The sequence below is a fragment of the Massilia sp. LXY-5 genome, from assembly GCF_059801075.1.
Map to the genome: position 1 here is coordinate 1,059,082 of NZ_JBNNEH010000003.1, position 12,741 is coordinate 1,071,822.

Below are 12,741 nucleotides of genomic sequence, written 5' to 3' on the forward strand. Positions count from 1 at the left end.
CCATGAGCCTGAACAACGTCCCAGCCGGCCGCGATGTGCCGAACGACTTCAACGTCATCATCGAAATCCCGATGAACGCCGATCCGATCAAGTACGAAGTGGACAAGGACACCGGCGCGATCTTCGTCGACCGCTTCATGGGTACCGCGATGCACTATCCGTGCAACTACGGCTACGTGCCGCAAACCCTGTCGGACGACGGCGACCCATGCGACGTGCTGGTCATCACCCCGTTCCCGCTGATCCCTGGCGTCGTGGTGCGCTGCCGCGCCATCGGCGTGCTGAAGATGACCGACGAAGCCGGCGGCGACGCCAAGATCCTGGCCGTGCCTGTCGACAAGATCCTGCCGATCTACAGCCACTGGCAAAAGCCGGAAGACCTGCAAGACCTGCGCCTGCAGCAGATCCAGCACTTCTTCGAGCACTACAAGGACCTCGAAAAAGGCAAGTGGGTCAAGATCGAAGGCTGGGAAGGCCCTGAAGCCGCCAAGGAAGAAATCGTCAACGGCGTCGCAGCGTACAAGGCAAAAGAACAGCAGTAATCGTTCGTATGCGAGTGAGAAGGCCCGGCACCTTATCGGTGGCCGGGCCTTTTTTATTGCGCACTAACCGTGCAACGCCGCCCTGCGGCTTTTATCGGGTGCGCCTACCAGCCGATATCCTGGAGCAGCGGGAAGGTCAGGTCGCGCGGCGGCGTCACCGTGTGTGTCAGGTCCGAGTTGATCGCCGGCTCCATCAGCTGGTTCGGCTTCGCCTCCGTCGTGTAGTGCGAGACCGAGGAACCCGGCTGGTTGGGATTCGGGGTGTACATCAGGATGCGATGGCGTTCGTCGGCGCCGGCCAGACGGTGCCGGTTGATGCCGAGGCTGGCAATCACGCCGGAGTGGTTGCGCCAGCGGTTCTGGATGGCAGAACGCAGCTTCATGCCGTCCGCCTGGGTGACGCGCACCGACGGTATCCGTATGCCCGGATCACTGCCGCTCAGGCCGGTGAGTGGGCCAGGGGCATTGTCGGCCACGATCATGCCGATGGCGCCGGCTGCCTGCACGTTGCGCGCCTTGTCGACGAAGGGACAGGTGCCGCGCGAGACGAAGGCGATATTGCCGCGGACGGCGCGTACGTTCAAACGGCTCAGCGGCGCGCAGGCCAGGCCCGAACCATCGGGCTGGTCGATCACGGGCATCAGCTCCCCGGTCACGGGGACGCGGCCGAGCGGCGGGCCGAAGGAAGCGTCGCCGACATCGTAGTTGCCGGAGGCGGCCTTGCCGAAGACGCGCAGGCGCGAGCGTGGATCGAGCACGTAAGGCACGGCCGCGGTCACGATCGGGCCGTTCCAGGACAGGCCGTGGTCGCTGATGGCCGAGACCACCCGCTCTTCGGGCGTCATCTGGACCCAGGTACGCTCGGTGCGGTTGTCGACCAGGTAGTGATCCCAGATCGAGGGGACGTCGTTGATTTCGGCGCCGGTCTCGTCGTCGGTGAAGGTCTGGAAGCCGAGGCCGTGCGCCATCTCGTGCAGCAGGACGGTGACCAGGTCAAGGGCTTTGTCGGCATTGTTGTCGAGCCCAAGGTAGAAGCCCGGACCCGGCAGGCAGTCCGGGAACAGGCCGAGGCGCGAATTGAAGCGCGCGATGATGTGAGGTTCGCCCGGCGTGGCGACGTCCACGCCGGCCAGCTTGCTCGCCAGGGCGCTCGGATACCAGGTGTTGGGGCGCGGCGCATTCGTGAAATCGGACCAGATCTCGTTGGCGCCGGCGGAGCCCAGCACGGCGCTGTCGGCGGTGCAGGACAGCGGCACGAAGGACGCGCCGATGCGGATTGGCACGCTGCTGGTGAGGGTCGCGCCCCAGATGTCGGCCGCATGCTGGAAGGCGATCAGGCGCTGCTGCCCGAGCGTGGTGCCGGGGTTGCCCCCGACCGGTGCGGCGGGCGTCGGATCGTTGAACCCGATCCCGGGGGCATTCTGGTTGACGATGGTGATCGTCGCCGCTTCGGCGCCGGCAAGGACGGCGCACGACAGCAGCAAGGCGGCAATGCGGCGCACTGGGGACTTAGTCATGGCCATGCTCCCCATGGGGGGCGGCCGAAGAGGAAGCCGGCGCAGGGGAGTGGACGGCCTTCTCGGCCGCCGCCGCGCCTTGTACGCACTGGTCTTGCAGTTTGCCGTCGGCGCCGCGCGTGACGACTGTATAGACCAGGCCGCGTTCGCCGAGTTTGACCTGGCGGCCGCCGTCCGGGTGGGTGACCATGGCCGGTGGCGCGGCGCGCATCGCCGCGGAGGCGGCGGGCGCCGGCGCCAGTGCGCGGGCTTCGGCCGCCGTGGGGGCGCGCAACTCGCCGGTCTGGGCATCGCGCACGACGACCATCCCGGATTCCTGCTGGGCATGGACCGATATCGGCAGGGCGCCGCACAGGGCGGCACACGGCAAGACTGTGAGTAATTTCATGTAGGACATGGTGAGATCTCCGCTCAGGCTTCAGATCGACGGCTTGCGGCGCATGGGCTTAGGCGCCGAGGCCAGGGGCCAGCAATCGCAGCAACACGCACGGCGCCGCCGCGAATACACCACCCCTATGACTAGGACCGCCCGCAGTGAGGCAGGTTCGGACGGGCTCAATTCATCATATGAGCTGAAGAATCAGGAACCTTGATGTGCATTCAATGTGCGTGGCGGCCCTGGCGGGACAGTTCGCTGCCGTGCCGGTGCATGAAGACGAGCGGAAGGAAAAACGGTGCGGACGGCAGGACGCCGTCCGCGGCAGGGAATACTAGCGCCGGGCGAGATAGCTGCGCAGGCGCAGCTTGCCGACGATCCCGATCGGGAAGAAATAGATCGACAGGACGAACAGCACGCCCAGCCACAGCATCCAGCGGTCCGGGTGCAGGGCGGCGGCCAGCAGCGGCACGCTTTCCATCGCGGCGGAACCGTGGGCCATGAGTTCCTTTAAATAGTTCTGCGTCAGGATGAAGAGGGCGGCGCCGACGACCGCCCCATACATCGTGCCCATGCCGCCGATCACGACGATCAGCAGGATGTCGGTCATCACCTCGAACCCGAGCGAGGTCTTGGGGCCGACATAGCGCAGCCACAGGGCCATCAGGGCGCCCGCCAGCGCCGCCACCAGCGCCGCCAGGCAGTTGGCCCAGATGCGGTAGACGACCGTGCGGTAACCCAGCGCCTCGGCGCGGAACTCGTTCTCGCGGATCGCCTGCAGCACCCGCCCGAACGGCGAATTCACGAGGCGCAGCAGGAACAGGAACAGGATCAGGCAGCCGAAGAACACCAGGTAATACGTCAGCAGCTTGCCGTCGATCGCGCGCCCGAACACCTCGTTTTCGATCAGCGTGAAGCCGGGCGAGAGCACCTCGGGCACGCTGAAGGTCTTGCCGTCCTCGCCGCCGGTAAAATCCGACAGTTGCGAGGCCAGCACGGCGAACGAGGAAGCCACGGCCAGCGTGATCATCGCGTAGAAGATGGCGCGCACGCGCAGCGCGAACAGGCCGACGACGAAGGCCAGCGCCAGCGCCAGCAGCAGGGCCAGGCCGAGGCCGGTGAGCGCAGCCGACCAGGTCGGCTCGTCGGCGCTCGCCAAACCCAGCCCGATGCCATAGGCCCCGATCCCGTAGAACATCGTGTGCGCGAAGGAGACGACGCCGGTATAGCCGAGCAGCAGGTCGTAGGAGGCGACCAGCACGATGTAGACGCAGATCGTGGCCGCCGTGTTCAGTGGCCGCGCGCCGCTGGTGAGGAAGGGCGCGAATGCCAGGCCGAGGAAGACCAGCAGCAGGACCAGGGTCAGGATGCGGCTGCGCGGCAGGTCGCCGGAAAGAAGTCGGGTCATTGGCTTAACTCCGCGATGTCGAATACAGGCCGGCCGGACGCCACATCAGCACCGCGATCATCAGCGCGATGTTCGAGACCAGGGCGAATTTCGGCGCCAGGAAACCGGCATAGTTGGCCACCAGCGCCATCAGCAGCGAACCGATGAAGCAGCCGCCCACCGAACCCAGGCCGCCGATGATGATGACGATGAAGATCATGACGATGGTCTCGCCGCCCATCGCGGCCGACAGGGTTTCCTTGTACAGGCCCCACATCACGCCGCCCAGGCCGGCCAGCGCCGAACCGGCCGCGAACACGGCGACGAACAGGCGGCGGATGCGGTAGCCCAGGCTCTCGACCATGTCGCGGTTTTCGACGCCGGCGCGGATCAGCAAGCCGATCTTGGTGCGGTTGAGAACCAGGAACAGGACCGCGAACACGACCAGCCCGACGACGACCGCCAGCAGCCGGTATTTCTCGATCGCGGCCTCGCCCAGGAAGATGGCGCCGCGCAGGGAAGCCGGCAGCGGCAGCGGGATCGTTTCCGCGCCCCAGATCACGTTGATCAGCTGCTCGGCGACGATCATGCCGCCCATCGTGATCAGGATCTGCTTCAGGTGCTGGCCGTAGACCGGCATGATGATGATGCGCTCGAAGGCCCAGCCGAGGAGGGCGGTGACGACCATCGCCAGCGTCACCGCCAGGCCCAGTACACCGAGGTTCAACAGCAGCGAATCGGCTTCCAGCCAGCCGCGCATCGGCAGCAGCACCAGGGTCGCCGTGAAGGCGCCGACCGACACGAAGGCGCCGTGGCCGAAGTTCAGCACGTCCATCAGGCCGAAGACGAGCGTGAGCCCGCTGGCCATGATGAAGATCATCATGCCCATCGCGAGACCGGCGACGGTGAGCGTCACCCAGGTCGGGAAACTGCCGACCAGCGGCAGCATCGCAAGAGCCAGCACGGGAATGAGCAGCAGCGGCGCGATGTCGCGCGGGGCGCTGGGCAGCGGCGTGTCGGCCGGCTGCACGAGGGGGAGGCTTGCACTCATCGTTGAATCCTATTGGTGGGAGTCGAGCGACAGGCCGAGCAGGCGCTGCTGCAGCTCGTCGTCGCCGGCCAGCGCCGCCATTGCGCCGGCATGGGCCACGCGGCCGTCGTCCATCACGCTGACGGTGTCGCCCAGCGAGCGCACGAAGTTGAAATTCTGCTCGACCAGCAGGATGGTGGTGTCGGTTTCCTTCAGCTCGCGGAAGGCCGCGATCAGGCTTTGCACGATGGCGGGAGCGAGGCCCTTGGTCGGCTCGTCCACCAGCAGCAGCTTTCTCGGCTCGACGATCGCACGGGCGATCGCCACCATCTGTTTCTGGCCGCCCGAGAGGTTCCCGGCCGGGTAGTTCCAGAATTTTTTTAACGCAGGGAAGAAGCCGAAGATCCAGTCGACCCGCGCCTGGTCCATCGGGCCGCTGCGCGCGGCCAGGTGCAGGTTCTCGCGCACGGTCAGATCGGAAAACACGGCCATGCTTTCCGGGACATAGGCGATGCCGGCGCGCGCGATGTCCGGCGTGGCCAGTTTCGTGATGTCCTGGCCGTCGAAGGTGATGGCGCCGGCGCTCGCCTTCCACAGCCCCATGATCGTGCGCAGGGTGGTGGTCTTGCCGGCGCCGTTACGGCCCAGCAGCACTGACAGGCCGCCGCGCGGCACGGCCAGGTCCACGCCTTGCAGGATGTGGTACTGGCCGATGTGGGTGTGGACGCCGGAGAGGGTCAAGAGTGGGGCCTGTCCTGCGGCCTCGCTCCTGTTCGCGTCACGCATGTTCGCTTTCGGGTGTTCCAAGATAGGCTTCCTGTACGATCTTCGATTGCATGACTTCGCCGGGCATGCCGTCCGCGACCAGGGTGCCGTTGTGCAGCACGATGATGCGGTCGGCCAGCTGGCGCACGACGTCCATCTTGTGCTCGACCAGCAGCACGGTCTTATTGGCGTCGCGCTTCACGGCCTGGATCAGGTCGAGCACGACCGGGACCTCGTCGACGCTCATGCCGGCGGTCGGCTCGTCGAACATCAGGATGTCCGGTTCCAGCGCCAGCAGGATCGCCACTTCCAGCTTGCGCTGGTCGCCGTGCGAGAGCGAGCCGACGAGGGCCTCGCGCTTGCCCGCCATCGCCACCCGTTCCAGGTAGTGGCCGGCGCGTTCAATGAGTTCCTTGTGCCCGAACCAGACCGAGAACATGTTCATGCCGAGCCCGGCCCGGCTTTGGACGGCCAGGCGCACGTTTTCCATTACCGTCAGGTTGGGGAGCAGATTCGTCAGCTGGAACGCGCGCCCGATGCCGAGCCGCGTGCGGCGGGCAGCGCCGGCGCGGGTGACGTCGACGCCCTTCAACAGCACGCTGCCCGAGGTGGCCGGCAGCTGGCCCGAGACCAGATTGAAATAGGTCGTCTTGCCGGCCCCGTTCGGTCCGACGATCACCGTCAGCGTGCCCGGGTAGAAGTCCGCCGTCACCGCGTTCACCGCGACGTGTCCGCCGAAGCGGATCGTCAGCTCGCGCGTGGACAGCGACGGCTGCTGTACTGGAACGCTTGCCATCTCAGCGCTTGTTGCGGACCGGGAGCGGCAGCTCGGCGGCCGGGATTTCGCGCACCAGTTCCAGCAGGTCCCATTCGTTCTTCTGGTCCTTCTTGATGCGGAAGTGGTACATCGACTGCAGCGCCTGGTGGTCTTCCTTGCGGAAGCTCATCGGGCCTTTTGGCGTCTCGAAGCTCATGCCTTCCATGGCCGCGACCAATTGGTCCCCGTTCCCGCTCGGGACCTTGGAAAGCGCATTGAACACCGCGCTGGCGGCGGCGAAGCCGCCGGCGGTGAACATGTCGGGCGGTGCCTTGAAACGCTTGGTATGTTCCGCCACCAGCCAGTCGTTCATCTTGTTCTTCGGGAAGGCGTAGTAATAATAGATCGTGCCTTCGGTGCCGGCGTAGTTCTTCCAGGTCTTCATCACCGGCAGGATGTTCCCGCCCGGTGCCAGCGAGATGCCGAAGCGTTCCGGCTTCATGTCGGCGATCTTGTTCATCGGGTTCGGGCCGGCCCAGACGATGCCCAGCACGCGCGGCTGCGGCTTGTCCTTCAGGGCGTCGAACAGGCGCTGGGTCGGCGCGGTGAAATCGGTCGCGGCGGCCGGCGCGTATTCCTCGTGCACCACCGTGGCCTTGCTGCCGGTCGCCGCCAGGGCTTCCTTGCCGGCCTTGACGCCGTCGCGCCCGAAGGCATAGTCCTGGGCCAGGAAGGCGACGCTGCCGCCTTTCAGGGTGGTGGCTGCGGCCAGCGCGTCCTGCATCGAGTTGCGCGCGGTGCGGAAGATGTATTTGTTCCACTTGTCGCCGGTGATGGCGTCGGCCACGGCCGGCTCGACGATCAGCACCTTCTTGTACTCCTTCGCCACCGGCAGCATGGCGAGCGCCGAGCCGGAAGAGCTGGTGCCGACCGCGATCTCGACCTTGTCGTCGCCATAGGCTTCGGCCAGCAGGGTGCGGCCGAGGTCCGGCTTGCTCTGGTCGTCCTTGACGATGACCATCAGCTTGCGCCCATTGATCTCCATCTTGCCGCCGGTGAGGTATTCCAGGCCCAGCATGAAGCCGGTCTCGGTTTCCTTGGCATAGGCCTCGAGCGCGCCGGTCTTGCCGGCGATGAGGGCGATTTTCAGATCGGGGCCGGCCGCCAGCGCATACGGCGCCGCAGTGGCGGCGAAGGCGACGAGAAGGGCGGCGCTGAGGGGTTTGATGAGATGGTGCATGCTGTCTCCTGATTGCTGTTTTTAAGGAAGCTGCGCCAGGAACTGGCGTATCGCCTCCAGGGCTTCCGGTTCGGTGAGCATCGGGGCGTGGCCGACGTTCGGCACTTCGGTGTACTGCATGGCCGGCGCGGCGCGGCGCATCCACGCCGCCTGGTCCGGCTCGAGCAGGTCGGACAGGGCACCGCGCACCAGCAGGGTCGGGCGCTTGTGCGCGAGACGCTTGAAGGCGAGGCGGCCGGCCAGCGAAGTCGGTCTTAGTTTACCTGTTTGCAATGCTATCGCAATAGCCGGGTCGTAGCGCAGGGCGAGCTTGCCCGATGCGTCTTCCTCGAAGGCGCGGCGTGCCCACTTGCCCCATTCCTCCTCCGGTGCGTCGGGAAAGGCGCAGGCGTTGATGTCTTTCAGGTAGGCGGCGGCCTCGATCCAGGAGGCGAGGGTGCTGCAGCGTCCCGCATAGCCGGCGATGCGCGCCAGGCCCTTGACCGACAGTACCGGCCCGACGTCGTTGATCACGGCGCCGGCGATCAGCTCGATATGGCGCACGGCCAGCGTCATCGTGATCAGGCCGCCCATCGAGGTGCCGATGAACACGGCGCGCGCGATGCCGAGGTCGTGCAGGAGCTTGACGACGTCGTTCGCATACACGACCGGGTTGTAGTTGTCGGGATGCGGGTCGCGCGCCGAGTCGCCGCGGCCGCGCACGTCGGGTACGAGCACGCGCCGGCCCCAGCGGGCGATCTCGGGCGCCAGTTCGTCGAAGTCCGCCGAGTTGCGCGTCAGGCCATGCAGGCACACCACCGGCAGGTGCGCCGGCACGGGCGCCGGACCGCCACTGGCTGGGTAATCGCGCGCATACAGGCGCAGGCCATCGTCGCTCGTAAAGCTGGTTTCAGTGTAGGTGGACATGTGACCCCGTAATCGATGAGGTGGACGCGCACGCCGGCGCATTTACGTGCACCTCGGCGTGCGCCTCTTTTTACTACGCGGGGCGGATCAGAACTTCACGTTCACGGTCGCGCGCACGGTGCGTGGGTCGCCATAGAACGCGGTGACGGTGTTGAAGAAGCCCGAGAAATTGTAGCCGGCCACCTTGTAGCGCTTGTCCGCCAGGTTGCGGCCGTGCAGCCCGACCTGGATCTTGCGGTCGGCGCTGGTCCACACCAGGCCCGCATCCCACAGCGAATAGCCGCTCTGGGCCAGCGCCAGGTTGCCGGGGACGGTCGGGTCCAGGCTGGCGATGCCGGGCGCGCTCACGATCTCGGTCTGGTACACCTTGCTCTTGTAGGAGACGCTGTTGGTCAGGCTCAGCGAACCGCTGCGGCCCGCGACCGCGAACGGCCAGTCGTAGGTGACGCCGAGGTTGGCGGCGTTCTTCGGCGTGTTCTGGAACTCGGTATGCGGTGCGATGTTCACCAGGCCGGTGGTGTTCGCGACGAACCATTCCTTGTAGTTGGCGTCGATGTAGCTGTACATCGCGTTCATGCTCAACTGGTTGGTCAGGTAGGCGATCGCTTCCAGTTCCACGCCCTTGATCTTGGCCTTGCCGGCGTTGGTCAGGCTGCCGGCGAAGCCGTTCACCGCGCCGTTCGCACCGAAGGTCGGAATCGAACCCGGGACCTGGACGTTCTTGTAGTCGGTATAGAACACGGCGGCATTGGTCTGCACGCGGCCGCCGTTCAGCGCCGACTTCAGGCCCAGTTCGACGGTGCTGACTTCTTCCGGATCGACGCCCTGGCGCTTCTGCAGCGAAGCGGCGCTGTTCGGGCCGCCCGTTGCCACCAGGTCCATGCGCGGATCGAACATGCCGCCCTTGAAGCCCTTGGCGTAGGTGCTGTAGATATTATGTTCCGGCGCGATCTTCCAGCCGAAGCCGACCTTCGGCGTGAACTTCTTGTCGGTGCGGTGCAGGTCGTTCGGGCCGAGGTCCGTGTTCGGGGCGGCGAGGGGGACAGCGGCGGGATTACCCAGGTTGGGCGAGCCGGCCAGGCCGAGGTAGGTGCGCTTGAAGATGGCGGCGCTGCGCTCGTCGCTGGTGTAGCGGCCGCCGAGCGTGATGTTGAAGGTGTCGGTCAGGCTGTAGCTGGCGTCGGCGAAGACGGCCCAGGTCTTGGTGTCGATGTCGTCGCGGGTCAGCAGCGACAGGCCGCCCAGTGCGTTGTACAGCACGTCGAATTCGTTGAAGGCATTCGTCTTCATGTAGAACAGGCCGGCCACGCCCTGCCAGCGCGAGCCGGTATAAGTCAGCTGGAATTCCTGGCTGGTCTGCTTGTCGCTGTAGATCGACGGCGCTTCCCAGGTCGGCGTGTTGAGCGAATCGAAGTCGATCGGCGCGTACGACAGCGATTTGCGATGCGCCGTGATCGACTTGACCGACAGGGTCGGGTCGATCGTGTATTCGAGCAGCAGGGCCTGGCCTTCGGTCGTCACCTTCTGTTCGTGGCCATTGACCGCATACAGGTTGGCGCGGGTGTCGTAGAAGTCGTTCAGCGGCGCGAGGCTGGCCGGGGCCGGGCCAGGGGTCAGGCGATAGCCCTGCTTGGGTTCCGACTTGTCGACCGTCTTGTCGGCGGTGAAGCGCACGAACAGGTCGCTGGTCGGGGTCAGCTCGGCGCTGAAGCGGCCGGCCAGCACGTCCTTGTTGTAGTTCTCGCGGCCGTTGACGACGTTCTTGCCGAAGCCGTCGCGGTTGAAGGTGCCGACGGTGGCGCCCAGGCGCAGCATGTCGGAGACCGGGGTGCTGCCCTTGAGGACCAGGTCTTTTTCGCCGTAGTTGCCGACGGTCGCCTTGACGTCGAAGGTCGGCTTCGAGGCCAGCTTGCGGGTCACGTATTTGACCGCGCCGCCGATGGTATTGCGGCCGTACAGGGTGCCCTGCGGACCGCGCAGCACTTCGATGCGCTCGAGGTCATAGATGTCGGTCAGGGCGCCCTGGGGACGCGCCAGGTAGACGTCGTCGAGATAGATGCCGACGCCCTGTTCGAAGCCGGCGACCGGGTCTTGCTGGCCGACGCCGCGGATGAACGCGGTCAGGGTGGTGTTCGTGCCGCGCGAGGCCTTGAGCGTCGTGTTCGGGACCTTTTCGGTCAGCGCGGTCAGGTCGGGAATTGCCTGCTTTTCGAGATCGGCGCCCGAGAGCGCGGTGACGGCGCCCGGGACATCCTGGATCAGTTCGGCGCGGCGGCGGGCGGTTACGATCACCTTGTTGATGGCGCCGTCGGTGGCCGCGGCGGTGTCGCCGCTCGCCTGGGCTTCCTGGGCTTGCTGGGCGTGAGCGATTCCGACCGGGCCACCGTAGATCGCCAGCAGAACGGCGGTGGAAATGGCGGAACGATTGATCAATTTCATTTTTTTATCTGTCAGGCGCATTTCTTGTCTCCTAATTATGGTGGTGGCGATGCGTTCGGAATCGCACGCAGAGCAGTGTGCACGGGTTCGGTCTGGCTGAAAAGATAACAACGCGCCCACCCCTTGTGCGTGGATGCACAGGTGCTCGCACCGGCTTGGTGCGTTATGCAAAGAGAGAAAATGCACGTGGAATGCTGCAACTGCACAATTTGTGTGCCCTCAAACATGCGTATGGGAATCGATTGCGGGATGAATGTGCACTGGTGCACAATAGGGATATTGATATCAAACAATGTGCCGATGAATAGCTTGCCAGAGTGGACCGACCTTCGATTCTTTCTTGAGCTGGCGCGCGCCGGCACGCTCTCGGGCGCCTCGCGCCGGCTCGATGTCGAGCACACGACGGTGGCGCGGCGCATCGACCGCCTCGAAAAAGAACTGGGCACGACCCTGTTCGACCGTTCGCGCGAGGGCTACGAGCTGACCGAAATGGGCCTTGCGCTGCTGCCCCATGCCGAGGCAATGGAAGGCGCGGCCCTGGCTGCGGCCGAGCAGCTCGGCGGGGCGGAAGTGGCGGCACACGGCGTGGTGCGCCTCGGGGTGCCGGAGGTGTTCGGCGTAAAGGTCGTGGCGCCGCTGCTGGTCGGCCTGCTCGACGCCAATCCCGAGCTGACGATCGATCTGCTGGCGCTGCCGAGCTTCGCCAACCTGGCCAACCGCGAGGCCGACCTGGGCGTGATGCTCGATCCCCCGACCACCGGGCGCTACATGGTGACGCGCCTGGCCTCGTTCCGCTTCTACCTGTACGCCTCGCCCGACTACCTGGCCCGGCATCCGCCGATCCGCCACCAGTCCGACCTGTCCCAGCATTATTTCGTCGACTACGTGCAGGACCGCCTGGCCAGCCGCGAGCTGTCCTATCTGGACGAACTCGGCTTTACTCCGCGCCGGCGCCTGTGCTGCTCGGGCATGACGGCGCAGATCGAGGCGGCCGCGCTGGGCATGGGCCTGATGATGGCGCCGCCGTATGCGGTGCCCGACGACGGCAAGCTGGTGCCGGTGCTGCCGGGCTTCTTCGCCGAGCGCTCGTTCTGGCTGGCGGCGCCGACCGATTTATACCGGCTGCGGCGCGTGAAGGTGGTGTGGAACCTGTTGCGCGATTACGCGGACAGCCAGCCCTCGCTGTTCGTATGAGGGTCGCGGTCAGGCGCTTCGCCGCAGCGGACCAGTATGCCGTCAACGCGCTTGCACGCGCCGCATTTGCCGAGTACTCGGACCATTATGCCGACTGGCCAACCTTCATCGAAGGCATCGGGCAGATGGCCGACCTGGCCGCCGATGGCGACCTGTTCGTGGCGGAGCGCGATGGCGTGATCGCGGGTGCGGTGGTCCATGTCGGGCCGGGGCGGCCGCGCAGTGCCATCTTTCCCGGGGACTGGTCGGTGATCAGGATGCTGGTCGTGGCGCCCGATTTTCGTGGCTGCGGTATCGGCCGGTCCTTGGTTGCCGCCTGCCTCGAAGCCGCACGCGGGGCCGGCGCGCCCGTCGTGGGGCTGCATACGAGTTCCGTGATGGCCTCGGCGCTGCGGATGTACACGGCGATTGGATTCGAGCGCGATAGCGACCTGCCGCCGATCAGGAGCGTGCCATATGGGCGCTATGTTCTGACGGCTGAGCGCTTGGAGACCGCGCTGGCAATACTACGGGCAGTTGCGTAACGTAGGGTGGGCTCCGCCCACGCGGTGATACGTAACCGCAAGATCATCGCGCACGAACACGGAG

12 protein-coding genes are annotated in these 12,741 nt (G+C 65.9%); 3 read left to right on the plus strand and 9 right to left on the minus strand.

Translation table 11 applies throughout. The annotated features are described in order from the left end of the window. The first annotated feature begins 2 nt into the window (after positions 1–2). On the plus strand, positions 3–542 hold the full coding sequence (ppa, locus tag ACI48I_RS13725) for an inorganic diphosphatase (RefSeq protein WP_193686389.1): 540 nt from the start codon (positions 3–5) through the stop codon (positions 540–542). A 104-nt stretch (positions 543–646) separates the two neighbouring features. On the opposite strand, the gene ACI48I_RS13730 is transcribed toward ppa, so the two are convergent. From ACI48I_RS13730 to ACI48I_RS13770, 9 genes are all read right to left on the minus strand, one after another. Then, positions 647–2,059, minus strand: a complete 1,413-nt coding sequence (locus ACI48I_RS13730) for a PA domain-containing protein (RefSeq protein ID WP_498574480.1) — start codon at positions 2,057–2,059, stop codon at positions 647–649. Then, positions 2,052–2,447 (minus strand): post-PEP-CTERM-1 domain-containing protein, encoded by a 396-nt coding sequence (locus ACI48I_RS13735; protein WP_498574481.1) that lies wholly within the window; start codon positions 2,445–2,447, stop codon positions 2,052–2,054. Before ACI48I_RS13735 ends, ACI48I_RS13730 begins: the two co-directional genes overlap by 8 nt. A gap of 322 nt (positions 2,448–2,769) precedes the next feature. Then, complete coding sequence (locus ACI48I_RS13740; RefSeq protein WP_498574482.1) at positions 2,770–3,843, minus strand: branched-chain amino acid ABC transporter permease; 1,074 nt, start codon at positions 3,841–3,843, stop codon at positions 2,770–2,772. Positions 3,844–3,847: 4 nt separating this feature from the next. Beyond that, positions 3,848–4,873, minus strand: coding sequence for a branched-chain amino acid ABC transporter permease (locus ACI48I_RS13745; protein WP_498574483.1), 1,026 nt, complete (start codon positions 4,871–4,873; stop codon positions 3,848–3,850). Positions 4,874–4,882: 9 nt separating this feature from the next. Further along, complete coding sequence (locus tag ACI48I_RS13750) at positions 4,883–5,638, minus strand: ABC transporter ATP-binding protein (RefSeq protein WP_193686384.1); 756 nt, start codon at positions 5,636–5,638, stop codon at positions 4,883–4,885. Next, entirely contained in the window at positions 5,631–6,413 is a 783-nt protein-coding gene (locus tag ACI48I_RS13755; protein ID WP_498574484.1) for an ABC transporter ATP-binding protein, read from the minus strand. The genes ACI48I_RS13750 and ACI48I_RS13755 overlap by 8 nt, the downstream gene beginning before the upstream one ends. Position 6,414: 1 nt before the next feature. Further along, positions 6,415–7,614, minus strand: coding sequence for a substrate-binding domain-containing protein (locus ACI48I_RS13760; RefSeq protein ID WP_498574485.1), 1,200 nt, complete (start codon positions 7,612–7,614; stop codon positions 6,415–6,417). Positions 7,615–7,635: 21 nt separating this feature from the next. Next, on the minus strand, positions 7,636–8,520 hold the full coding sequence (locus tag ACI48I_RS13765; protein WP_498574486.1) for an alpha/beta fold hydrolase: 885 nt from the start codon (positions 8,518–8,520) through the stop codon (positions 7,636–7,638). An 87-nt stretch (positions 8,521–8,607) separates the two neighbouring features. Beyond that, positions 8,608–10,959, minus strand: coding sequence for a TonB-dependent receptor (locus ACI48I_RS13770; protein WP_227496517.1), 2,352 nt, complete (start codon positions 10,957–10,959; stop codon positions 8,608–8,610). A 300-nt stretch (positions 10,960–11,259) separates the two neighbouring features. Between ACI48I_RS13770 and ACI48I_RS13775 the strand changes: the two genes are divergently transcribed. Continuing rightward, the gene (locus ACI48I_RS13775) at positions 11,260–12,153 is read left to right on the plus strand and encodes a LysR family transcriptional regulator (RefSeq protein ID WP_193686379.1); all 894 of its coding nucleotides are present in this window, start codon (positions 11,260–11,262) and stop codon (positions 12,151–12,153) included. Continuing rightward, positions 12,150–12,677, plus strand: a complete 528-nt coding sequence (locus ACI48I_RS13780) for a GNAT family N-acetyltransferase (protein WP_498574487.1) — start codon at positions 12,150–12,152, stop codon at positions 12,675–12,677. Before ACI48I_RS13775 ends, ACI48I_RS13780 begins: the two co-directional genes overlap by 4 nt. Positions 12,678–12,741: the final 64 nt, after the last annotated feature.